General features: G+C 71.7%; 20 protein-coding genes and 3 pseudogenes. 7 read left to right on the top strand and 16 right to left on the bottom strand.

Translation table 11 applies throughout. From position 1 onward, the window contains the following. Positions 1 to 53: 53 nt before the first annotated feature. The 3 genes from ACZ6BB_RS23785 to ACZ6BB_RS23775 are packed head-to-tail and all read right to left on the bottom strand — an operon-like array spanning position 54 to position 2,624. A complete protein-coding gene (locus ACZ6BB_RS23785) occupies positions 54 to 743 on the bottom strand; it encodes an ABC transporter permease (protein WP_471617172.1) in 690 nt (229 codons plus the stop codon). Then, the gene (locus ACZ6BB_RS23780) at positions 740 to 1,405 is read right to left on the bottom strand and encodes an ABC transporter permease (protein ID WP_013005575.1); all 666 of its coding nucleotides are present in this window, start codon (positions 1,403 to 1,405) and stop codon (positions 740 to 742) included. The genes ACZ6BB_RS23785 and ACZ6BB_RS23780 overlap by 4 nt, the downstream gene beginning before the upstream one ends. Beyond that, positions 1,398 to 2,624, bottom strand: a complete 1,227-nt coding sequence (locus tag ACZ6BB_RS23775; protein ID WP_471617171.1) for an ABC transporter ATP-binding protein — start codon at positions 2,622 to 2,624, stop codon at positions 1,398 to 1,400. Before ACZ6BB_RS23775 ends, ACZ6BB_RS23780 begins: the two co-directional genes overlap by 8 nt. A 331-nt stretch (positions 2,625 to 2,955) precedes the next feature. Between ACZ6BB_RS23775 and ACZ6BB_RS23770 the strand changes: the two genes are divergently transcribed. Further along, positions 2,956 to 3,861 (top strand): amidohydrolase family protein, encoded by a 906-nt coding sequence (locus ACZ6BB_RS23770; protein ID WP_471617170.1) that lies wholly within the window; start codon positions 2,956 to 2,958, stop codon positions 3,859 to 3,861. A gap of 14 nt (positions 3,862 to 3,875) precedes the next feature. Here the strand turns inward: ACZ6BB_RS23770 and ACZ6BB_RS23765 are convergent, their stop codons facing one another. The 3 genes from ACZ6BB_RS23765 to ACZ6BB_RS23755 form a co-directional block, all read right to left on the bottom strand. Then, the gene (locus ACZ6BB_RS23765; protein WP_471617169.1) at positions 3,876 to 5,300 is read right to left on the bottom strand and encodes a cytochrome P450; all 1,425 of its coding nucleotides are present in this window, start codon (positions 5,298 to 5,300) and stop codon (positions 3,876 to 3,878) included. 154 nt (positions 5,301 to 5,454) lie between these two features. Further along, positions 5,455 to 6,093, bottom strand: a complete 639-nt coding sequence (locus ACZ6BB_RS23760; protein ID WP_471617341.1) for a phosphoribosylanthranilate isomerase — start codon at positions 6,091 to 6,093, stop codon at positions 5,455 to 5,457. Positions 6,094 to 6,157: 64 nt separating this feature from the next. Further along, positions 6,158 to 7,411, bottom strand: coding sequence for a PucR family transcriptional regulator (locus ACZ6BB_RS23755; RefSeq protein ID WP_471617168.1), 1,254 nt, complete (start codon positions 7,409 to 7,411; stop codon positions 6,158 to 6,160). Positions 7,412 to 7,739: 328 nt separating this feature from the next. Here ACZ6BB_RS23755 and ACZ6BB_RS23750 point away from each other — a divergent pair, with 328 nt between their 5' ends. Further along, positions 7,740 to 8,615 (top strand): DUF4394 domain-containing protein, encoded by an 876-nt coding sequence (locus ACZ6BB_RS23750; RefSeq protein ID WP_471617167.1) that lies wholly within the window; start codon positions 7,740 to 7,742, stop codon positions 8,613 to 8,615. A 152-nt stretch (positions 8,616 to 8,767) separates the two neighbouring features. Further along, positions 8,768 to 9,770, top strand: a pseudogene (locus ACZ6BB_RS23745) (sporulation protein). A 16-nt stretch (positions 9,771 to 9,786) separates the two neighbouring features. Here ACZ6BB_RS23745 and ACZ6BB_RS23740 read toward each other — a convergent pair. The 3 genes and pseudogenes from ACZ6BB_RS23740 to ACZ6BB_RS23730 all read right to left on the bottom strand — a co-directional run bounded on the left by ACZ6BB_RS23740 (position 9,787) and on the right by ACZ6BB_RS23730 (position 12,095). Beyond that, positions 9,787 to 11,172: an LCP family protein gene (locus ACZ6BB_RS23740; protein WP_471617166.1), complete on the bottom strand. Its 1,386-nt coding sequence runs from the start codon at positions 11,170 to 11,172 to the stop codon at positions 9,787 to 9,789. A gap of 258 nt (positions 11,173 to 11,430) precedes the next feature. After that, positions 11,431 to 11,712: pseudogene (locus tag ACZ6BB_RS23735) on the bottom strand (M56 family peptidase); the annotation flags it as partial. Further along, on the bottom strand, positions 11,709 to 12,095 hold the full coding sequence (locus tag ACZ6BB_RS23730; protein WP_471617165.1) for a BlaI/MecI/CopY family transcriptional regulator: 387 nt from the start codon (positions 12,093 to 12,095) through the stop codon (positions 11,709 to 11,711). The gene ACZ6BB_RS23730 and the pseudogene ACZ6BB_RS23735, both read right to left, overlap by 4 nt. Before the next feature lie 198 nt (positions 12,096 to 12,293). Here ACZ6BB_RS23730 and ACZ6BB_RS23725 point away from each other — a divergent pair, with 198 nt between their 5' ends. Next, a complete protein-coding gene (locus ACZ6BB_RS23725) occupies positions 12,294 to 12,869 on the top strand; it encodes a TerD family protein (RefSeq protein WP_318812620.1) in 576 nt (191 codons plus the stop codon). 10 nt (positions 12,870 to 12,879) lie between these two features. Beyond that, entirely contained in the window at positions 12,880 to 13,551 is a 672-nt protein-coding gene (locus ACZ6BB_RS23720) for a hypothetical protein (protein ID WP_471617164.1), read from the top strand. On the opposite strand, the gene ACZ6BB_RS23715 is transcribed toward ACZ6BB_RS23720, so the two are convergent. From ACZ6BB_RS23715 to ACZ6BB_RS23705, 3 genes are all read right to left on the bottom strand, one after another. Beyond that, positions 13,517 to 13,951: a DUF7144 family membrane protein gene (locus tag ACZ6BB_RS23715; RefSeq protein WP_471617163.1), complete on the bottom strand. Its 435-nt coding sequence runs from the start codon at positions 13,949 to 13,951 to the stop codon at positions 13,517 to 13,519. The two genes, ACZ6BB_RS23720 and ACZ6BB_RS23715, sit on opposite strands and share 35 nt — an antisense overlap. A gap of 45 nt (positions 13,952 to 13,996) precedes the next feature. After that, on the bottom strand, positions 13,997 to 14,467 hold the full coding sequence (locus tag ACZ6BB_RS23710) for an SHOCT domain-containing protein (RefSeq protein WP_471617162.1): 471 nt from the start codon (positions 14,465 to 14,467) through the stop codon (positions 13,997 to 13,999). Between the two features lie 256 nt (positions 14,468 to 14,723). After that, on the bottom strand, positions 14,724 to 15,434 hold the full coding sequence (locus tag ACZ6BB_RS23705) for an HdeD family acid-resistance protein (RefSeq protein ID WP_471617161.1): 711 nt from the start codon (positions 15,432 to 15,434) through the stop codon (positions 14,724 to 14,726). A 187-nt stretch (positions 15,435 to 15,621) separates the two neighbouring features. Here ACZ6BB_RS23705 and ACZ6BB_RS23700 point away from each other — a divergent pair, with 187 nt between their 5' ends. Further along, positions 15,622 to 17,037 (top strand): DUF2252 domain-containing protein, encoded by a 1,416-nt coding sequence (locus ACZ6BB_RS23700; protein WP_471617160.1) that lies wholly within the window; start codon positions 15,622 to 15,624, stop codon positions 17,035 to 17,037. Between the two features lie 17 nt (positions 17,038 to 17,054). Here the strand turns inward: ACZ6BB_RS23700 and ACZ6BB_RS23695 are convergent, their stop codons facing one another. From ACZ6BB_RS23695 to ACZ6BB_RS23680, 4 genes and pseudogenes are all read right to left on the bottom strand, one after another. Continuing rightward, positions 17,055 to 17,252, bottom strand: coding sequence for a hypothetical protein (locus ACZ6BB_RS23695; RefSeq protein WP_013005558.1), 198 nt, complete (start codon positions 17,250 to 17,252; stop codon positions 17,055 to 17,057). 120 nt (positions 17,253 to 17,372) lie between these two features. Next, entirely contained in the window at positions 17,373 to 17,900 is a 528-nt protein-coding gene (locus ACZ6BB_RS23690; RefSeq protein ID WP_471617159.1) for a hypothetical protein, read from the bottom strand. A gap of 16 nt (positions 17,901 to 17,916) precedes the next feature. Further along, positions 17,917 to 18,809, bottom strand: a pseudogene (locus tag ACZ6BB_RS23685) (MFS transporter); the annotation flags it as partial. Between the two features lie 379 nt (positions 18,810 to 19,188). After that, complete coding sequence (locus ACZ6BB_RS23680; RefSeq protein ID WP_471617158.1) at positions 19,189 to 20,202, bottom strand: NADP-dependent oxidoreductase; 1,014 nt, start codon at positions 20,200 to 20,202, stop codon at positions 19,189 to 19,191. Positions 20,203 to 20,350: 148 nt separating this feature from the next. Here ACZ6BB_RS23680 and ACZ6BB_RS23675 point away from each other — a divergent pair, with 148 nt between their 5' ends. Beyond that, a complete protein-coding gene (locus ACZ6BB_RS23675) occupies positions 20,351 to 20,824 on the top strand; it encodes a winged helix-turn-helix transcriptional regulator (protein WP_471617340.1) in 474 nt (157 codons plus the stop codon). Positions 20,825 to 20,832: the final 8 nt, after the last annotated feature.

Genomic DNA, 20,832 nt, shown 5'->3' with positions numbered 1-20,832 from the left:
TTCGGCCCGCGGTTCGGGTACGCGCTCGGTCAGGACATCGTGTACGCGCTCGGTCAGGACTTCGACGCCGTGGTCCTCAGGCCCGGCGAGACGACGACGCGTCGCAGCGCGGTGAACACGAGCTGCACGACGAGCGCGAGGGTGACGACGACCGCTGAGCCTCCGATGACCAGCTCGTAGTCGTTGCGGGAGAGTCCGTCGACGATGTAGCGGCCGAGGCCGCCGAGGCCCGGGTAGGCGGCGACGGTCGCGGTGGCCACCACCTGGATCGCGGCGACCCGCAGTCCGAGGAGGATCAGCGGCAGCGCCATCGGCACCTCGACCCGGGTCAGGACCTCCCACTCGGTCATGCCGACCCCGCGCGCGGCGTCACGGGTGGCGGGGTCGACGCCTCGTACCCCCTCGAAGGTGTTGATGAGGATCGGCGGCACCGCGAGCGCGATCAGGGCGACCAGGACGGGTGCGGTGCTGAGCCCGGCGAGCGTGACCACCAGGACGACCAGGCCGAAGGTCGGGATCGCGCGGGCGAGGTTCGCCACCGTGGCCACCGCGAAGGCGCCCCGGCCGGTGTGCCCGACGAGCAGGCCGAACGTCAGCCCGATGACGGCGGCGAGGAGCAAGGACAGTCCGCTGTAGGTGAGATGCTCCAGCAGCCGGCTCGGGATGCCCTCGTCGCCGTGCCACTGGGCCGAGGACGTCAGCCAGTCCCCCACGAGCCGCATCTGGTTCAGGAAGTCTTTCATGCCGACGTCACCTTGTTCCGGGACCACGGGGTGAGCAGCCGCTGCGCCAGGACCAGCAACGCGTCGGTCGCGAGTGCCAGCAGCATGATCAGGACGATCGCGGTGACGATCGGGGTGGGGAAGTCGAGCTGGAGGCCGCGGGTGATGTAGTAGCCGAGGCCGCCCTGCCCGATCAGCTGTCCGACGGCGACGAGGCTGATGGAGGAGACGGCGGCGACGCGTACGCCGGCGATGACGACGGGCACGGCGATCGGCAGCTCGACCTGGACGACCCGGCGTACGGCGCCGAATCCCATCGCGGTGGCCGCGAGCCGTACGGGTTCGGGCACGGAGGCGAGGCCGTCGACGACGTTGGGGACCAGCACGGACAGGGTGTACAGCGTCAGCGGGATCATCACCGTCTGCTCCGTCAGCCCGGTGTACCGGACGAAGATCATGAACAGGGCGAGGGACGGGATCGAGTACAGGATGTTGGCCACGGTCAGCACCGGCGGGTAGAGCCGGCGGAAGCGGTGGCACAGGATGCCGAGCGGCACGGAGATGATCAGCCCGAACAGCACCGGCAGCAGGCCGAGTCTGAGGTGGACGCCGGTGTACTCGGCGAGTTCGGCGGTGTGATCGGCGATCCACCCCCACCGGACCAGGGGTTCGCCGTCACTCATCGGTCACCGCCTCGCGGGTGTCGGCGGGGGCCGCCCCGCCGACGGACGCCGTGGGCGCGGCGGCTCCGGCCGGCCCCTTGGCCGGCGGCGCGGCCGGAGCGGGCTCCGCCGGCGGGGACCCGGCCGCCCGCCCGGCGGTGACCGCGCCGGCGGACAGTTCGTAGGCGTCCGCGACTCCGGCGACCGCGCCGCCGGCGTCGACGGCCACCGCGAGGCGGGCGGGTGACAGGAGGGCCGAGTCGAGTGCGGCGCGGGCCGAGTCGCCGACGAGGCTGAAGGTGTGGCCGAGTGGGGCGAGGGCCGCGTCCGCGAGGGTGCCGGTGGCCGGCAGCGTGTCGGTCGCGGCCCAGCCGAGCGGCCGTCGGGCGTCGTCGACGACGAGCACCCAGGGGACGTCCTTCGTCCGGGCCTCGGTCACGGACGAGGTGACCGGCAGCACCGGGCCGTCGCGCAGGGGCAGTTCGGCCGCGTCGACGAAGGAGAGCCGGCGGATGCCGCGGTCCTGCCCCACGAAGTCGGCCACGAAGTCGTCGGCGGGACGGGCCAGCAGCCGCTCGGGGGTGTCGAACTGGGCCAGCAGGCCGCCGGTGCGGAACACGGCGATGTTGTCACCGAGTCGGATCGCCTCGTCGATGTCATGGGTGACGAACACGATCGTCTTGTGCAGCTCCTTCTGCAGCCGGACGAACTCGGCCTGCAGCTCCGCCCGCACGATCGGGTCGACCGCGCTGAACGGTTCGTCCATCAGCAGCACCGGCGGATCGGCGCCCAGCGCCCTGGCCACCCCGACACGCTGCTGCTGCCCGCCGGAGAGCTGGTTCGGGTAGCGCTTGGCCATCTCGGCGGGCAGACCGACGAGTTCGAGCAGTCCCGCCGCCCGGGCCCGCGCCTTCTTCCGGCCCCACCCCAGCAGCAGCGGAACGGTGGCTATGTTGTCCAGGATGGTGCGGTGCGGGAACAGTCCCGCGTGCTGGATCACATACCCGATGCCCCGGCGCAGCTCCGGCGCGTTGACCTCACGGATGTCCCGGCCGCGCAGGCTCACCGTTCCCGAGGTCGGCTCCACCATACGGTTGATCATGCGGAGGGTGGTGGTCTTGCCGCAGCCGGAAGGACCGACCAGGACCGTGATGCCACCCTCGGCCAGCTCCAGGGACAGGTCGTCCACCGCTGTCGTGCCGTTCGGATATTTTTTGCTCACCGCGTCGAATCTGATCAAGACTGCCCCTTACCCGACTGCATATGGTCATGCAGAGTTGTCGGTGACTGAATGACAGTCAATGGAATTCCGTGAACGGCACGTTACGTTCACACCAAGACCCATCCAAGGTGCCCCGGTTTCGACTGTATGAGAGCTTTGGTCCTCTTGAAGATGAGGCGGTACGGAGGAAGGGAAGACACCGGATGGGGTGCCTGAGGGGGAGGCGGCCGGGCGCGGCCCCGGAGTTCCCGGGGGACACGATCGGGGAAGTTCTTCCCCGCCCGGACGACGTCCGGAGCGGCCCGCGCGCCCCGACCGGGGAAGCGCCGACCTCGGTGGGAGGAGCGGCATGACCAACTGCGACGTGCACCAGCATCTGTGGACCCCCTCGCTGGTGACGGCCCTGCGGTCACGCCGCGAACCGCCGTACCTGGACGGCTGGACCCTGTTCCTGGACGGCGAGCCGCCCTACGCCGTCCCGCCCGCCGACCACGACATCGCCCGACGGACGGAACTCGCCCGCGCCGACGGCCTCGGCCGGACGCTGGTCTCGCTCTCCTCCCCCATCGGCGTGGAGTGGCTGCCCGCGACCGAGGCACGCCCCCTGCTCGACGCCTACCACGAAGGCTCGGCCGTACTCCCCGAACCGTTCGGCGCCTGGGCCGCCGCCTGCGTACGCGACGTCGACGCGAAGGCCACGGCCCAGGACCTCGACCGGGGCTTCGCCGGCCTCCAGCTGCCGGCGAACGCCCTGGGCGACGCGGACGGCTACGCGCGCTGCGCCCCGCTCCTCGACCTCCTCGAAGAACGCGGCCTCCCGCTGTTCGTCCACCCGGGGCCCGCGCCCGGCGGCGCCGAAGGGCCCGGCTGGTGGCCCGCGATGGTCCCCTACGTCCAGCAGATGCACTCCGCCTGGTTCGCCTTCCGCGCCTTCGGCCGCCCCCGCCACCCCCGGCTGCGGGTGTGCTTCGCCCTGCTGGCCGGGCTCGCCCCGCTGCACGGCGAGCGTTTCGACGCGCGGAGCGGCGGGGGCGAGGCGGCGGCGGACCCGGACGTCTTCGTGGAGACGTCCTCCTACGGTCCGACCGCCGTCGAGGCCGTGGTCCGCGCCCTCGGCGTGGACGCCGTCGTCCAGGGCTCCGACCGCCCCTACGCCGGACTCCCGCGGCAGCCCGGCTTCGGCCTGGGCGGGGCGGCGGCGTACGCGATGCGCGTCGCCAATCCGCACCGGCTGCTCACCGGCAAGGCCGGCTGACCGGTGGGCGTCCGTCAGCGGCCGGAGCGGATCAGCCCCGTGAGATAGCGCCACAGCGAGGAACGCTGCCGGGCGGACACGTCCCGCGCCGGCGTGCCCACGGGGGCCTCCGCGTCGGCTCCGGACTCCGCAGGATCCAGCGCCGGCGGCTGCTGGTCCGTCGGCGCCAGTTCGTAGCGCACGGGCAGCGAGCGCAGGCCCCGCATGAAGGGCGAGGAGCGCCAGGGCAGCTGGTCGACGGGGAGCGCGAGGTCCAGGTGGGCGAACCGCTCGAACAGCCGCCCCACACCCACGGCGGCGACCGTCGAGGCCAGTTCGCGTGCCGGGCACTGGCGCGGGCCCGCGCCCCAGGACAGGTGTGCCCGGGTGCTGACCGTGGTGGTGGGTGCGACGTGGTCGGCGAAGAGGGGGTCGGCGTGCGCCGCGGCCGAGGAGACCCAGACCGGGTCGCCCGCGCGGATCGTGTACTCGCCGAGCCGGGAGTCCGCGGCCGCGAACCTCGGCACGAAGTTCACCAGCGGGGGCTTGCGCATGACGACCCGGTTCATGGCCTCCCGGACCATGCCGGCGGACAGGCTCGCCCGCACGCTGTCCTCGCCCGAGAGGACCTCGACGACCGTGTTGGAGATGAGAATTCCGACGTGGTCGGACGTCATGCCCAGCAGCATGAACAGTTCGCGGGCCAGCTGGTCCAGCGAGAGGTCGGGGTGGGCGGCCAGCAGATAGGAGGGGAAGTCCTCGCCCGGCGTCCTCAGCTTCAGCTCCGCCAGTTCCGCCAGCGCGCCCAGCAGCCGGTCCAGGGCGGGCCCCGCGTCGGGGCCCGCGTCCAGGACCCGCCACATGTCCATCAGGGCGTCGTCGCCCTGGGAGCCGGGGAAGCCGAGCAGATGGCTTGCCACCATCAGCGGCAGGGGCCGCGAGAACTGCGCGGACAGGTCCGCCAGTCCCGTACCGCCCGCCTCGCCCATCAGGGTGATCAGCTCGTCGGCGTAGGCCGTCACGGCCGCCTTCAGCCGCTTCGTCTGGGGGTTGCGCGGGTCCTGGAAGGGCTTGAGCGCCTGGTCCCACGCCGTCCGCAGCGACCGGTAGCCGGGGCCGCCCTGGATCAGGACGTGGTTGACCTCCAGGGAGGGCCCGAGCGGCCAGTCGGCGGGCACCCGGCCCTCGGTCCTGGCCCGCCAGTTCTCCAGCCCCTTGGGCCATCCCGCGTCGTCCTGGAGCACCTGGAGCGACTCGCGGTAGCCGAGCACCAGCCAGGCGGGTACGCCCAGCAGGTCGACCGGCGCGACCGCGCCGTGCCGCTGCCGCAGCCGCTCGTACACGAGCGAGGGGCGTGTCTCGTAGTCCCGGGTCAGCAATGGCTGGGGAGACAACTCCTCCAGCCTCGCGCCGCCCAGGTCCACGGACACACCCTCGTCCGACCGGATTTCCCTCACCATGCCGCCCGCCCCTCCGACACTCCCCGTACCGGCCCACCTTCAGCCGGTAGCCGGAACGTGGGGACCCTACCCCAGGGTCACTTCCGGGGGAACGCCGGGCGTCGCCATGCGCGGCCCCGCGTCCGTCACGTACGGGCCGCGGCACGGCAGTCCGTCACCTCCCGGCGCGGGCCGCCTGGACGAACTCCCTGATCAGACCGGGGTCCTTGACGCCCCGGCGCTGTTCCACACCGCTGGAGACATCGACCCCGAACGGGTTGGTCGCGGCGACGGCGTCGCGCACGTTCTCCGGGGTGAGGCCGCCGGCGAGCAGCCACCTCTCCCCGGCCGCCGCCTGCGGCCCGCGCGCCCAGTCCCAGGCGATGCCGGAGCCGGGGACGGGCGCGTCGAGGAGGAGCATGTCCTCGCCGAACTCCCCGCAGCGCGGCACCGAGTCGCGGAACGCGGCGGCGCGGATCAGCGTCCGGCCGCCGGCCGCCAGGGCGTCGTAGTAGGCGCGGTCGTCGGGGCCGTGCAGCTGGATCGCCCGGATGCCCGACTCCTCGGCCAGGGCCCGCACGTCGTCGAGGGGTTCCTGGCGGAAGACGCCGACCCTCAGGACGTGCTCCGGCACGCGCCGGCCCAGCCGGGCGGCGGTGGCGGCGTCGATCCGGCGGGGGCTCTCGGAGAAGACGAAGCCGATGGCGTCGGCGCCCGCCTCGACGGCGGTGTCGACGTCCTGCTCGGTCTTCAGGCCGCAGATCTTGATGAAGAGGGAGTCACTGGAGTTGCTCACGGCGACAGCCTGCCGCATCGGCGGCGGCGCGGGCACCTCGGCCACCCGGTCCGGTGCCCCGGCCCGGAACGGCCCGGCCCCGTCAGTCCCAGGCTCCCGACAGGCGCCGGGCGACGACCGCGCTGAGCGCGCGCACGCCCCGGGTGGAGCCCGGGTCGATGCCGGTGAGTTCCCGCACCCGGCGCAGCCGGTAGTCCAGGGTGCGGGAGTGGACGGTGAGGGCGGCCGCGGTGGAGCCGCGGTGCATGTCGTGGCGGTAGTACGCGTCGAGGGTGGTCAGCAGGTCCGGCCCGGAGTCCAGCCGGCGGGCCAGCGAGCGCAGCCACGCGTCGGCGAACGGCACGTCCGCCACGGCGAGTTCGACGAAGACGTCGGCCAGGGTATGGGGCCGTGACCGGGCGGAGGCGGGCCGCAGCGGGGCCGCCCGGCTGATCCGCCGGGCCCGGTCCAGGGCGTCGGCCGACTCGGCCGTCCGTGCGACGGCGGTGCCGACGGCGCAGGGGCTGCCGAGGGCGAGGGCGAAGTCCCGTACGAGATCCGGCAGACGGTCGGGGACGAGATCGGGGACGGGATCGGGCAGGAGGCCGGGAGCGGGGTACGAGGGCACGTTCTCCGCCGTCGCGCCCGTCGGCAGGGGCACCAGGGCGATCAGTTCGACACTGCCGTCGCCGCTGCCCGGGCCCCACATGACGGGTGTGCGGTGTGCCTTCACCAGGGTGTCGATCTCGTTTTCCAGAAATCGGTCGAGAAGGGGAGGGTCCGGCAGCCGGAACACCGTCACGGCGTGGTATTCGGGCAGTTCCATGTCGACGGCCGCAGCGAGTTCCGCCGCTATCGGGTCCCCGTTCAGCAATGACCGGGCCAGCAGGGACACCTGCTCGGAGTACGGCATTCGGTGGCGCAGCACGCGGACGAATCCCTCGCGGTAGGCGCGGATTCCCCGCTCTCCCTGCGGGGCGAACCAGGTCATCATCCGCATGAGTTCGTCGACACCGGCGCCGCGCTGGGCGTCGGTCGCCTCGTTGATCTCGCGCAGCATGAGCGCGGTGTGCACCCGCAGTACCTGCTGACGTGCGTCGAGCGACATGCCGGCGCTCGCCCGCGACTCTCCCATCGACGCGATCCAACCGAGATCGTCATCCGTCAACTCGCTTAGCTCGGGCGAGAGTTCGACCGTGCGCCGACGCAACCACAGCGCGTGTTCCAGTGTCTCGCCGCGCGCCCGGCGGTCCCTGTCCAGGAACCCGAGTTCCGGGATCTCGCGGGTGTACGTCTCGACCTCCCGGCGGGCGTTGGCCGACGCCCGGCGGGCCAGTTCGGCGAAGAGGCTCCCCATGCAGGCGAGCATGTCATTGCGCGCGAACGGGCCGACAGACGACTTCCGGACGGCATTCATCACTTCGCATAAACAGCGGCAAGTATGTCCGAAGGGGTTTTGTCACCCTGCGCAAAATTCCCGGATCGGGGCGTTCCCGTCCCGCCTTCCGCTTGTGGAGGAGTCGTAATGCGGCCTTAATGAGAACCGCCCACGGGCCCGTGGGGGAACAGCGGGACGGATTTCCGGCGCGACTACGGAAGTCTCCGTCGATCAGTACGGGCACGGGTACGCATTTTCTGAGCCGGGCGCCACGCGACGGCGCTCGCCCGAACGGGAGGGAACCCCGATGACAGCAGGCACGAGAAGGAGAATCACGGCGGCGCTGGCGGTCGTGGTCACGTCGGCGTCGCTCATGCTCGGCGTGCCGGGCACCGCTTCGGCCGCTCCGGCCGCCGTCCCCAGCCTGCGCGCGTTCGGGATCAGCGGCGACGGCACCCTCATGGCCACGTTCACCACGGACCGGCCGGACGTGCTCAACTGGGTGCGGGCCGTCACCGGGCTCAGCGGCGACACGGCCCTGGTCGGCATCGACTTCCGGGTGCAGGACGGTCTGCTGTACGGAGTCGGCAACAAGGGCGGTATCTACACCATCAAGATCCCGACGGGCACCCAGGACGTCGTGGTCACCAAGGTGTCGCAGCTCCAGTACGCGCTGAACGGCTCGCAGTTCGGCGTGGACTTCAACCCGGCCGCCGACCGCCTCCGCGTGATCAGCGACAACGGACAGAACCTGCGCCACAACCTGGGCGACCACTCGACCATCCAGGACGTCAACCTCACCACCCCGCCGGTCGAGGGCACGACCAAGGGGGTCACGGCCGCCGCGTACACGAACAACGACCTCAGCGGGGCGACGGCGACCACGCTGTTCGACATCAACACCACCAGCAACCAGGTCGTCATCCAGTCCCCGGCCAACAACGGCACGCTCGCCCCGACCGGCAGCCTCGGCCTCGACGCCCAGCTCAAGGCCGGCATGGACATCTACAGCACACTGAGCGGCGGCAGGACGGTCGACAACGCCGCCTTCGCCTCCCTCACCCCGAGCGGCGCGAGCTTCCCCTCGCTCTACAGCGTCAACGTGTTCACCGGCGAGGCGACCGTCGTCAAGCAGTTCCCGCTGAACATCACCGACCTGGCCATCAGCCTCACCGGCTCCTGAGCCCCGCACCGCTCCCACCCTCGCCGCGGCCCGGCCATCACCGGACCGCGGCGCGTCCATGTCCCGGACTCTCCTATGCTTCTACACGCCTGTAGAGGGAAATGGCTCTCAACTGCACGCGCACGTACGGAATTTAAGGAGTGAACGCCACGATGGTGTTCAAACGACTGCTTGGTTCGCTCGGCGTGGGCGGCCCCACGGTCGACGCGGTTCTCGACCCCGGGGCGGTCCGCCCGGGCGCCACCCTGACCGGTCGGGTCCATCTCAAGGGCGGTGACGCCGACTTCGAGATCGAGCACCTCACCCTGGAGCTGGTGGCACGGTCGAGGCCTAGCACGAGGAGGGCGAGAGCGAGGGGGTCGTCGCCTTCGACCGGACCACGGTCGGCGGCGGCTTCCGGCTCGCCGCGGGCGAGCTGCGCGAGGTCCCGTTCGCGCTGATCCTGCCGTGGGAGACCCCGATCACGGAGCTGTACGGCCAGGCCCTCGGCGTCGTGCTCGGCGTCCGCACCGAACTGGCCGTCGCCGGCGCGAAGGACAAGGGTTGCCTCGACCAGCTGAGCGTCACCCCGCTGCCCGCCCAGGAGGCGGTCCTCGAAGCGCTCGGGCAGCTCGGTTTCGGCTTCCGGTCCGCCGACCTCGAACTCGGCCGGATCCACGGCACCGGCCAGCAGCTCCCCTTCTATCAGGAGATCGAGCTGACCCCCTCCCCCCGGTACGCCCACCTGGTCGACGAGATCGAGCTGACCTTCCTCGCCGGCCCCGGCGGCATGGACGTCGTCCTGGAGGCCGACCGACGCGGCGGGCGGCACTCCCAGGGGCACGACGCCCTCTCCCGCTTCGCCGTCTCCCACGACGAGGTCGCCCATCAGGACTGGAACGCTCTGGTCGGGGGCTGGATCGAGCAGTGGCCGGGCACCGGACCGCGCCAGGCTCCGACTCCCCCTACGGGTACGCGAGTTCCCGGGGCGGGAAGCACGCGGCGCACCACGGCGACGAGGGTCACCGCTCCGGCCCCGGGATCGGCACGGCCGTCGCCGCCGGCGCGGCCGGGCTCGCCGTCGCAGTCGTCGGGGGGATGGTCGCCGCCGAAGTCGTGGACGAGGTGGGGGACTTCTTCGAGGGCGAGGAGGAGGACGAAGCGGAGGAGGGCTGACCGGTCCACGGACCGGTCAGCGCATCTTCTCCGGATCGAGGTCCGATCCGACGATCAGGGTCACCTCTCCGGCGGCGGCGTCCGCGGACCGGGCGGCCCTGGCGTCGGGCAGCCGTGAGGCGAGGACCTTCGCCTGCTCGGTGAGGCCGTCCGGGTGGGCGACCGTGGTGGTGTCGGTGTTCTCGGGCGCGTTGCCCGTGCCGACGACCGTGAAGCCGGCCTCGCGCAGCTTCTCGGCCACGGCGGCCGCTCGCCCGGAGACCCCGGTGCCGTTGAGGACCCGCACGCGCACGGTCGACGCGTAGATCAGGCCCTTCTTGGCCCGGGCCTGGAACCCCTTCTTGTCGACCTCCTTGTCGTTGGCCAGGGAGGTGAACAGGTCGGCGGCCTGCGGGTACTGCCAGACGACATTGGCCTTGTCGGCGGGAACGTCCGCCTCGCGCGGGTAGTTGGGGACGGTCAGGAAGGTCAGCCGGTCGCTCGGGATGCCCTTCAGCTCGGAGGCGAGGTCGTAGATCGGGTCGATACCGTCGAGTTCCTCGTCCGTGGTCAGGGACTTGGTCGCGGACTGCAGGAAGTCGTAGAGCGCCGTGGGGCTGGTCAGCTTGGACTTGGCCTTCGCGGCCAGCGTCTCCATGAACTCCTGCTGGCGGCCGATGCGTCCGATGTCGGAGCCGTCGCCCACCGCGTAGCGGGTCCGCACATAGCCGAGCGCCTTCTCGCCGCCGACGGTCTGGCAGCCGGCGTCCATGTCGAGGCGGGCGTCCTCGTCGTGGATGGCCTGCTCGGGGCAGACCTCGATGCCGTCCAGGGCGTCCACCATCCCCTTGAAGCCCTGGAAGTCGATGGACATGAAGTTGTCGATGCGCAGGCCCGTGTTGTCCTCGACCGTCTTGATCGAGCAGGCGGCCGCACCGGCCACCTCACCGCCCGAACCGCCGATCGCGAACGCCTCGTTGATCTTCGCCAGATGCGGACCGGACGTGCCGCCGTCGCCCTTCTCGCACGCCGATATCTCGACCCACGAGTCACGCGGGAAGGACACCACGGTCGCCCACTCCCGGTTCGCGGGGAGGTGCAGCACCATCAGCGTGTCCGACTGCATGGTGGTCAGGTCCCTGCCGTACTTCGCGTTGGCCCCGTCCCGGCTGTCCGAGCCGACGACCATGATGTTCTTCGAGCCCGGACTGAGGTTGGCCGGCCGGTCCCCGCCGAGCTTGCCGTCGATGTCGGCGCCCTTGATGTTGTTGTTCAGGTCGTTGTAGACCCAGGCACTGACGCCTCCGGCGCCGAGGACGAGCACCGCGGTGGTGCCCGCGAGCCAGCTCACCGCACGTCCCCGCCGCGTCAGCCGCGTCCCCCCGCCTCCGGCACCCGCGCGCCGCCTTCCCGTACCGCTCACCGGCCTTCCCCCGCCTCGGCCGCACCCGGCCGGTCGACTGCCCCCTGGACGTCCGGGACGTGTGATCACCGAACCCGCAGGACTCTACATGCATGTAGATATACGGACCGGTGGCACACACGTCTCATCACGCCCCCTGGCCCCGAGCGTCACAGAAGCGTCGCAGCGTAGAGAATGAGGGCCATCGTCACGGCCGGGTTCGCCGAGGACATCGCCGAGAGCACCGCCCCGACGGCCGCTCCCCACGCGGCCGGCCCACGGGATGGCCGGCCGCCCGGCGGCCTCGTCGTAGGGGACCGCCGCGCGCACCTCGGGGTCGGACCAGCCGTCGGGCAGCGGATTGCCGGGCAGTGGGGCCGTGCCGACCACCATCAGCAGGGCGAGGCAGACCGTGCTGCACACCGCCGTCACCACGGCCACGCCGGTCAGCGGCGGCATGGCGGTGCGTGGATGCAGCCGCTGCTCGGCCAGCCGCGCGATCGGCCACGCGGTGAGCGGCAGGACCAGCGGCAGAAAGACGAAACCCCCATGCGGCCTCAGTCGTCCCCTTCGGCCCTCGCCCGCCCGAGCAGCTCACGCAGCAGGCGCTCGTCGTCCGGCTCCAGCGAGGTGACGAAGCTGGCCAGCACGGCCTCGCGGTCGCTCTCGCCGTCGAGGACCCTGCGCATCCGGTGCGCGGCCAGGCCCGCCCGGTCGGAGGCCGGGGTCCACACGAACGAACGGCCGGAGCGCTCCCGGGTCACGGCGCCCTTGGCCAGCAGCCGGGTCAGGATCGTGATGACCGTCGTGTAGGCGAGGTCCCCGCCGAGGCGCTCCTGCACCCACCCCGCGCTCTCGGGGGCCCGCGCCTCGCGCAGCGCCGACAGGACGAGCGCCTCCAGCTCGCCCTGCCCCCGCCGCCGGGGACGCTGCTCGTCCGTCACGCCCTGCCTCCTCGCCGCCGGCCGATCGATCCGCGTCACGCTCTCTACAGGATTGTAGAAGGGGGATTGCCGAATACACCTCCACTCTTCTTCTACAGTGCTGTAGATTTCAGAGCCCGGCAGAACGCCGGGACGACACGCAGGCGGCAGGATCCGCGGGGCCCTGCCGGCCTCCGACCTCTCAAGAAGGAGTCCACCGTGGGAGTTTCCCTGTCCAAGGGCGGCAACGTCTCGCTCAGCAAGGCGGCACCGGGACTCACCGCCGTCCTGGTCGGCCTGGGCTGGGACGTGCGCACGACCACCGGCACCGACTACGACCTCGACGCGTCGGCGCTGCTGCTCGACGCCTCCGGGAAGGTGCTCTCCGACCGGCACTTCGTCTTCTACAACAACCTCACCAGCCCGGACGGTTCGGTCGAGCACACCGGCGACAACCTCACCGGAGAGGGCGAGGGCGACGACGAGTCGGTCAAGGTGAACCTCGCGGCCGTACCGGCCGAGGTCGACCGGATCGTCTTCCCGGTCTCGATCCACGACGCCGAGAACCGGGGCCAGAGCTTCGGCCAGGTCCGCAACGCCTTCATCCGCGTGGTCAACCAGGCGGGCGGCACCGAGATCGCCCGCTACGACCTGTCCGAGGACGCCTCCACCGAGACGGCGATGGTCTTCGGCGAGCTGTACCGCAACGGCGCCGAGTGGAAGTTCCGTGCCGTCGGGCAGGGTTACGCCTCCGGGCTGGCCGGGATCGCCGCCGACTTCGGCGTCAACGTCTGAGGAGGACGGGGTGACGGGGCCGTATCCCCCGGCCGGTCTGCGCCCCGAGGACCGGACGGACTTCGAGGCCGTGCTGTGCCGGGCGCTGGACACCCCGGACATCCGGGACGCGCTGCGAGCCGACCCCAGCGGTGTGGCCGAACGGCGGCTGCGGGTCCGGGCGTCGGCGGACGCGGACACGATCGTGGCGGCGGCGCGGGGTGAGTACCGCGCGTACCTCACCGCGCTCGCGTCCGCGGCGGAGGCGGCGAACGGGGCCGGGGCCGAGCCCGGGGCGGGCAGCCGAACCGGGCGTACCGCCCAGCGGACCGCCGACGCCGGGCTGCTGCCGCTGCTGGCGGTGCTCACGCCCTCCCTGGCCGCCTGCTCCGCCGCGGTCGTCCTCGTCCTCGGCTGCCTCCTGCGGCTGCTCGGCGTGCGGGGCACGCTGCCCGGCTCGCTCCTGGCCGCCGGCTGGACACTGGCGCTGTTCGCGGCCACGAGTGCCCTTCTCGCGCTCGCCGCCCTGTTCCGTACGGCGCTGCGCGGCCCCGGCGACCCGGCGGGGCCCGCCCCGACCGAGCAGGCCCGGCTGGTGTGGCAGCAGGCCCTGTTGCGCCGTGGCATGCTGCCCCACCTGCGCCGCTGCCTGAGCGAGGATCCCTCTCTCAGCGAAGCGAGTCCCCCTGGTCGTCCCGCTTGACCACGCACAGGGCCCAGATGATGAACGCCGAGAAGGCGATCATCACGATGGACCAGACGGGGTAGTACGGCAGCGACAGGAAGTTGGCGATGATGATGAGCCCGGCGATGGCGACGCCGGCGACGCGGGCCCACAGGGACGCCTGGAACAGGCCCAGGCTCACGAGGACGGCCACGGCACCGAGGGCGAGGTGGACCCAGCCCCAGCCGGTGAGGTCGAACTCGAAGACGTAGTTGCGGGTCGAGACGAAGACCTCGTCCTCGGCGATGGCCATGATGCCCCGGCAGACGCCGAGGACACCCGCGATCATCAGCATGATGGCCGCGAAGACCGTCAGTCCCTCCGCGAAGGGCCGTGACCGCTTGCTCGCGTGCATGTGTCCGGTGTGTGTGGCGGTCATACCGCTGCCTCCATTCGTGTGGTGCGGTTGCGTGCGGTGCGGCCCTCAGCGCACGGCGGCGGACGGGCCGGTGCCCGCTCCCGCCGAGGCGCCGTGGCCGCTCAGGACCAGTTCCTTCGCGCGGCGGAACTCGTCGTCCGAGATGTCGCCGCGCGAGCGGATCTCGGACAGCCTGGCGAGTTCGTCGACGCTGCTGGGCTGTGCGCCACCGTCCTTGGCCGTCTCCCGGATGTAGGAGTCGAAGGCCGCCTGCTGCGCTCGTGCCTGGGCCACCTCACGGCGGCCCATGTTCTTGCCGCGGGCGATCACGTAGACGAACACGCCCAGGAACGGCAGCAGAATCGTGAAGGCGAGCCAGCCCGCCTTGGCCCAGCCGCTCATGTCGTCGTCGCGGAAGATGTCGACGACGACACGGAAGAGCAGCACGAACCACATGATCCACAGGAACAGCCAGAGCATGGACCAGAAGACGCTCAGCAGCGGGTAGTCGTACGCGAGGTACGTCTGACCACTCATGTCTCTCCTCCGTTCCGGGCGTTCGCCCGGCAGTTTTCCTGCCGTCCAGGCGTGACGCCCACGGCACCGCCCGGTGCCGCTCTCAGCGTGCCCACGCCACGCACCGGCCGGCCTCACCCCGGGCGGGTGAGACCGGCCCTGCCGGGGGCGGTGCCGGGGGTGGGCCGGGGCGCGCGTCCCGCGCGGCCACCGGTGCCGTATCCGCACGTGCGCCCGGGAGCCGCCGGTGATCAGCGGCTCCCGGGCGCATCCCAGGTCACGCAGGGGGCCCGGCGGTCGCGCCGTGCGCACCCGTGAGGCCCGCCCGGTGGAGCGCGGCCCGCCAGGCGAAGGCGACCGCCGCCTCCGCCAGACCGAGCAGGACCAGCCACAGGCCGAGCAGCCGGGTCAGCGCCGTGGCCGATTCGGTCGGCAGGGCGAGCACCACGATCCCCGCGACGATGCCGAGCACCGCGGCACCGAGGACGAACCCGCGGTGGGGCAGGTCCTTGGCGGCGAGGGCGGTGTGGAGCGTGAGGATGCCGCTCGCCAGCCAGACCACCCCGACGATCAGCGAGAGCGCGGCGATCGTCTGCAGCGGGTTGCGCAGGCACAGCACCCCGGCCAGGACGCACAGCAGCGCGAGGAGCAGTCCGGACAGCCGCTCTCCCGGTTCCTCACGGGCGAAGACGTCGACGAAGCGGAACACGCCCATCGCCAGCAGGTACAGCCCGATGAGGACCGCGAGGACGTGCAGGGTCTCGTCCGGCCAGACCAGGACGATGACGCCCGGCACCAGTGTGACCAGTGCCGCGCCGAGGATCCACGTCCAGGACCGGCCGACCCGCCCCAGTGCCTCCGCGGGGTCGCCGGGGGCGCCGGGCGCCGTCGCACGGGGCGGGGCGGCCGATCCGCCCGGCCTGTCGGCGGCTCCGCGGGGCCCGCGGTCCGTCCCCGTACGCGGTGCCGGGTCGGGAGAGTGCGTCATGGCTCCTCCTCGCGGCCGAGCGGGCCGCTTCCGCACCGTCGGCGCGCGGCGGTGTGCGGTGACATCTGGGGCCAGCGTTCCCGCGCCCGCTCCCGGCCGGATCACCCTCGGCGGGTGAAACCGGCACATCGGAGGCACGATGAGGTGGGAAGCACGCCCGGTCGGCGGTTTTCAGGAGGTAGGGGTCATGACCGTATCCAGCCCATCCACAGCGCCGCTGACCGTGGCCGAGAGGGCCGCGTACGGCCGGAACGCACGCAAGCGGGCCTCGCGCTCCTGTCACGGCTGGTTCGAGGCGGACGCGGATTCCGGCCGGACCGACCCCATCGAGGTGATCGAGCGCCAGTCGGCCACCCGGGTCCAGGAGTTGGTGCCGATCCGCTACGGCCGCATGCTCGAATCGCCGTTCCGCTTCTACCGGGGCGCCGCGGCGATCATGGCCTCGGACCTCGGCCCCCTGCCGAACACCGGCCTCACCGTGCAGCTCTGCGGGGACGCCCATCTGCTCAACTTCCGGCTGCTGGCCTCGCCCGAGCGCCATCTCGTCTTCGACATCAACGACTTCGACGAGACCCTGGCCGGACCGTTCGAATGGGATGTGAAACGGCTGGCGGCCAGCTTCGTGATCGCCGCCCGGGCCAACGGCTTCTCGGAGAAGGAGCAGAACCGCGCGGTGCGGACCTGTGTGAAGGCGTACCGGCGGCGGATGCGCGACTTCGCGGGCATGCCCACGCTGGACATCTGGTACGCGCAGGACGACGCCGACCGGCTGCGGGAGCTGATGGCCTCGTCGATGGACAGGCGCAGCAGACGCCGTACCGCCGAGGCGGCCACGAAGGCCCGCACGCGCACCCATCTCCAGGCCTTCGAGAAGCTCACCCGGGTCACGGCCGAGGGACGGCTGATCACCCCCGACCCGCCGCTGATCACCCCGCTGAGGGACCTGCTGGCGGCCCCCTCCGGGGAAGGACAGGAGAAGGAGCTCCAGAACGTCCTGGACCAGTACGTACGCACCCTGTCGTCGGAACGCCGGCATCTGCTGCGGCACTACCGCGTCGTCGACATGGCCCGCAAGGTGGTGGGAGTCGGCAGCGTCGGGACGCGCTGCTGGATCGTCCTCCTGCTCGGCCGGGACGACACCGATCCGCTGCTGCTCCAGGCCAAGGAGGCGCAGCAGTCCGTCCTCTCCGCCCAGCTCGGCGGCGACCGCTGGGACAACCAGGGCCGCCGTGTGGTGTCGGGGCAGCGGCTGATCCAGACGACCAGCGACATCTTCCTGGGCTGGACCCATGTCCTCGGTCTCGACGGACGCGAACGGGACTTCTACGTAAGGCAGTTGCGTGACTGGAAGGGCATCGCCCGGCCGGAGACCTGGGACCCCGGCATGCTGCGGCTCTTCGCACGGCTGTGCGGTGCCAGCCTGGCCCGGGCCCACGCCCGCTCCGGTGACCCCATCGCCATCGCCGCCTACCTGGGCGGCAGCGACCGCTTCGACCGGGCGCTCGCCGAGTTCGCGCAAGGTTACGCCGACCGGAACGAGCGGGACTTCGACGCGCTGAGGGTCGCCGCGCACACGGGCAGGGTCCGTGCGGAGATCCTCTGACGGGCGCCCGTTCCGGCTCACTCCGGCAGCTGGCGCATCTCCAGGACCCGTAGGCCGAGGGACTGGCAGCGGGCCAGCAGACCGTACAGATGCGCCTCGTCGACGACGTGCCCGAACAGGACGGTGTGGCCGGACATCCGCACATGGTCCAGCTCGGGGAAGGCGCCGGTCAGCGCCTTCGACAGATGTCCGTCGACGCGGATCTCGTAGCGCATGAGCGGTGTTCCCCATGGCCGGTGGTGGGCGGGCTGCGCCCCTTCCCTGCGATCGTGCGGCCCGGGGGCCCGGCCGGGCCTCACCCCTGGAAGGTGAGAGTCGGCGGGGCGGACCGGGAGTCAGTGGGTCAGGTAGAGCTTGAACGCGATGATCAGGAGGCCGAGCAGCAGGTTCACCGAGGCCGTGACGGCGACGAGCCCCCATGAGGCGTCGGCCCGGCGGGCGGCCGCCGCGGACCAGCCCACCTGGCCCGCCACGGCCACCGAGATCGCCAGCCACAGGGCGCCCGGCACATCGAGGCCGAGGACGGGACTGAGCGCCACGGCCGCGGCCGGCGGGACGGCCGCGTTGACGATCGGCCACTCCTCACGGCACACCTCCAGCACGACCCGGCGGTCCAGGCCCCGCTGCGCCAGCCGCGCCCCGAACAGCTGGGCGTGCACATGCGCGATCCAGAACACGAGGCCGGTGAGCACCAGCAGGAGGACGATCTCCAGGCGGGGGTAGGACCCCAGGGCGCCGACGCCGATGAGCACGGAGGAGGCGAGCATGGATCCGTAGACCCCGCCGGTGTAGTCGGCACGGGCCCGGCGCGGGGCGCCGCGCTCGCCCCGGGACGTGATGGGTGCGGGTCCGGTCGCGGACATCGTCTCGGCCCCCTTAGAGCGGGATGGTGAGGAACAGTCCGAGGAGGATGAGGTTCTGGCAGAGCAGCGCCGACAGGCCCGAGCCCAGCGCGGGCCTGCGCGGCAGGGGCAGGTGGACGAGGGGGTCGGTGCCGTGGGCGGTCCGCCGGTGCTCCCAGTGCGTGAAGGCGGACAGGACGAGGGCTCCGGCGCCGATGACGAACAGGGTCGGGGCGAAGCCCAGGACGGTGAAGGGCGGGTTGCGGGGCTCCACCCAGCCCCAGGTGCTGCTCTGCAGCACACCGAGCACGCCCAGGGCGAGACCGGTGGCCGACAGGGCGGCGCCGACGCCGTCCATCGCCTGGCGCCGGCCGGTGCGGGGGGCCTCGGTGATCGCCCGGTGGAAGCAGAGCACGGCGACGACGACCACGACCTCACCGGCGAAGACCAGCCGCCAGGTGAGGTACGTCGTCACCCAGCCGCCCAGCAGCGGGCCGACGGCGATGCCCGCGCCGGCCAGTCCGCCGATGGCTCCGTAGGCGACGGCCCGGTCCCGGCCCCGGTAGGACTCGGCGACGAGGGCGGCCATGGACGGCAGCACCATGGCCGTTCCGAGGCCCTCGATGACCGACCAGCCGAGCCCGAGGACCCACAGCGTGGGCGCCACGGCGGTCAGGGCCGAGCCGATGCCGTAGACCACGAGGCCGAGGAAGAAGAGCCGACGGCGGCCGGCGATGTCGCCGAACCTCCCCCCGATGATCATGAAGGCGGCCATGACCAGTGCGTACAGCGTGATCACGCCCTGGATGGCGGTGACCTCGGTGTCGAAGTCCTCGACGAGTTGACTGATGGGGACGTTCATGACGGACGTGTCCAGCACATCAGGAACTGGGCCGTCCCGAGGACGATCAGAGCCCGCCACTGCTGCACGGAATCCACCTCGCCGAGTAGGCCCGGGACGCCGGTGGGCGTCGTCCGAGCAGCGGCCGTCACCGGCCGGCCACCACCCTCCATCCCAGCTCAGAAGCCCTGCCGCTGCCTCACCCGCCACGGGCGAGGCAGCGGCACGCACCGACGAGGACACCGATTCACCGAAGCGGCGAGCCGGTCACGACAGCGGCGGAGTGCACCCGGTCCTCCACCAACGCCGACCGGCGTACCGGCGGTGGTCGGCGATCCCCGTGGTGAACAGGGTGCTCTCGGGGCTCGATCGAGCGCGCCAGGCGCGGTTCGCCGCCCGCACACCCGATGCGCGACGCCGAGCGTATGACGTGGACGGGGGGCGCGCGGAAGTCTGCGGACAGCCCGGTCAGTTGCTGTCGGGCGCCATGGAGACCACGACCTTGCCGGCCCTGGCTCGGCCCCGCTCGACATACGCCATCGCCTCGAGCGTGCGGTCGAACGGGAGGACCGTGTCGATGACCGGGCGGAGCTTCCCGCTGTCGTACAGGGCGCTGAGCTTGCGCAGCTGGGAGCCGCTGGCCTGCATGAAGAAGAACTCGTAGCGCACTCCACGTGCCTCGGCCTGCTTGCGGACCTTGCGGCTGAGGGCGTTCATGAGGAGGCCCAGGGGGAAAGGGGCTCCCAGCTGCTCGGCGAAGTCGGCGTCCGGCGGGCCGGCGACACCGATGGCCAGGCCGCCGGGCTTCAGCACGGTCAGCGACTTCTCCAGGTTCGCCCCTCCCAGGGAGTCCACCACGAGGTCGTAGCCGGACAGCGTCTTCGAGAAGTCTTCCTTGGCGTAGTCGACGACGACGTCGGCGCCGAGGCTCCTGACCAGGATCTCGGAGTCGGCGCCTGCTGTCGTCGCCACCGTGGCACCGAGGTGCTTGGCGAGCTGGATGACCGTCGACCCGAGGCCCCCGGCACCGGCGTGGACGAGCACCTTCTGGCCCTGCCCGACGTGGGCGCGGTCGACGAGGATCTGCCAGGCGGCCAGGGCCACCAGAGGCACCGCGGCCGCCTCCTCGGCGCTGAGCGAGGCCGGCTTGGGCGCGACGTCGTCCTCGTCGATGGCGATGAACTCCGCGAACCCTCCGATCCGCAGGTCGCGCGGACGGGCATAGACCTCGTCGCCGGCCTTGAAGCCGCGTACGGCGGAGCCGACCCGCACCACGACGCCGGCCACGTCGTGGCCCAGCACGAACGGGCGCCTGTACTTCAGGAGGTGCTTGAACTCCCCGTTGCGGACCATCTTGTCCAGCGGGTTGATGCCGGCGGCGCTCACTCGCACCAGGACATCGCGGTCCCGGACCGTGGGCTCGGGCACCAGTGCGGCGCGTAGGCCGTCCTTGCCGTACTTCTCGACGACGAATGCCTTCATGCCGGCCGCCTTACGGGGTGATCTTCTCGGTGGTCGATGCGCGTCCCGCACCTGCTGCGACGCTACGCGCTGAGTATAAATAAGTAAACTCAGAGAACGTTAGACTCACCCCATGGACACGTGGACCGAAGCTGTTGTGGATGCCGGCATGGACCCCCGTCTCGACCGGGACGTGTCGAACTGCTCGATCGCGCGGACCCTCCAGATCGTGGGAGAGAAGTGGACGATCCTGATCCTGCGCGAGGTCTGGTACGGCTCGTCCCGGTTCAGCGACTTCGAACGCGTCCTCGGCTGCCCTCGCAACCTCCTCGCGGCGCGGCTTCGCATGCTCGTGGACGAAGGGATCCTGGCCACCGAGACCTACAAGGAGCCCGGCTCCCGGAGCCGGCCCAAGTACGTGATCACACCCAAGGGCATGGACCTGGTCCCGGCCGTGCTGGGGCTCCTGCAGTGGGGGGACCGATACCGTGCCGACCCGGAGGGGCCCGCCGTGCTGACGAGGCACCGCACGTGCGGCGCGCACGTCGACGTCCAGATCCGCTGCGAACAGGACCATGCCCTGCAGCCGGAAGACATCGAGAGTGTTCCCGGCCCCGCCTTCCGCATGAAGCCCGCCGGGTGAGCCGAGCG

The organism is Streptomyces sp. NPDC041108 (genome assembly GCF_055592645.1).
The sequence above is the reverse complement of the archived record's forward strand: the minus strand, read 5'-3'. Positions and strand labels throughout refer to the sequence as shown.

Excerpts from the sequence above, each read along its gene's own strand:
- ACZ6BB_RS23785 (WP_471617172.1), bottom strand. The coding sequence starts at position 743 with ATGAAAGACTTCCTGAACCAGATGCGGCTCGTGGGGGACTGGCTGACG.
- ACZ6BB_RS23780 (WP_013005575.1), bottom strand. The coding sequence starts at position 1,405 with ATGAGTGACGGCGAACCCCTGGTCCGGTGGGGGTGGATCGCCGATCAC.
- ACZ6BB_RS23770 (WP_471617170.1), top strand. The coding sequence starts at position 2,956 with ATGACCAACTGCGACGTGCACCAGCATCTGTGGACCCCCTCGCTGGTG.
- ACZ6BB_RS23765 (WP_471617169.1), bottom strand. The coding sequence starts at position 5,300 with ATGGTGAGGGAAATCCGGTCGGACGAGGGTGTGTCCGTGGACCTGGGC.
- ACZ6BB_RS23760 (WP_471617341.1), bottom strand. The coding sequence starts at position 6,093 with ATGCGGCAGGCTGTCGCCGTGAGCAACTCCAGTGACTCCCTCTTCATC.
- ACZ6BB_RS23755 (WP_471617168.1), bottom strand. The coding sequence starts at position 7,411 with ATGGGGAGCCTCTTCGCCGAACTGGCCCGCCGGGCGTCGGCCAACGCC.
- ACZ6BB_RS23750 (WP_471617167.1), top strand. The coding sequence starts at position 7,740 with ATGACAGCAGGCACGAGAAGGAGAATCACGGCGGCGCTGGCGGTCGTG.
- ACZ6BB_RS23715 (WP_471617163.1), bottom strand. The coding sequence starts at position 13,951 with ATGACCGCCACACACACCGGACACATGCACGCGAGCAAGCGGTCACGG.
- ACZ6BB_RS23710 (WP_471617162.1), bottom strand. The coding sequence starts at position 14,467 with ATGAGTGGTCAGACGTACCTCGCGTACGACTACCCGCTGCTGAGCGTC.
- ACZ6BB_RS23705 (WP_471617161.1), bottom strand. The coding sequence starts at position 15,434 with ATGACGCACTCTCCCGACCCGGCACCGCGTACGGGGACGGACCGCGGG.
- ACZ6BB_RS23700 (WP_471617160.1), top strand. The coding sequence starts at position 15,622 with ATGACCGTATCCAGCCCATCCACAGCGCCGCTGACCGTGGCCGAGAGG.
- ACZ6BB_RS23695 (WP_013005558.1), bottom strand. The coding sequence starts at position 17,252 with ATGCGCTACGAGATCCGCGTCGACGGACATCTGTCGAAGGCGCTGACC.
- ACZ6BB_RS23690 (WP_471617159.1), bottom strand. The coding sequence starts at position 17,900 with ATGTCCGCGACCGGACCCGCACCCATCACGTCCCGGGGCGAGCGCGGC.
- ACZ6BB_RS23680 (WP_471617158.1), bottom strand. The coding sequence starts at position 20,202 with ATGAAGGCATTCGTCGTCGAGAAGTACGGCAAGGACGGCCTACGCGCC.
- ACZ6BB_RS23675 (WP_471617340.1), top strand. The coding sequence starts at position 20,351 with ATGGACCCCCGTCTCGACCGGGACGTGTCGAACTGCTCGATCGCGCGG.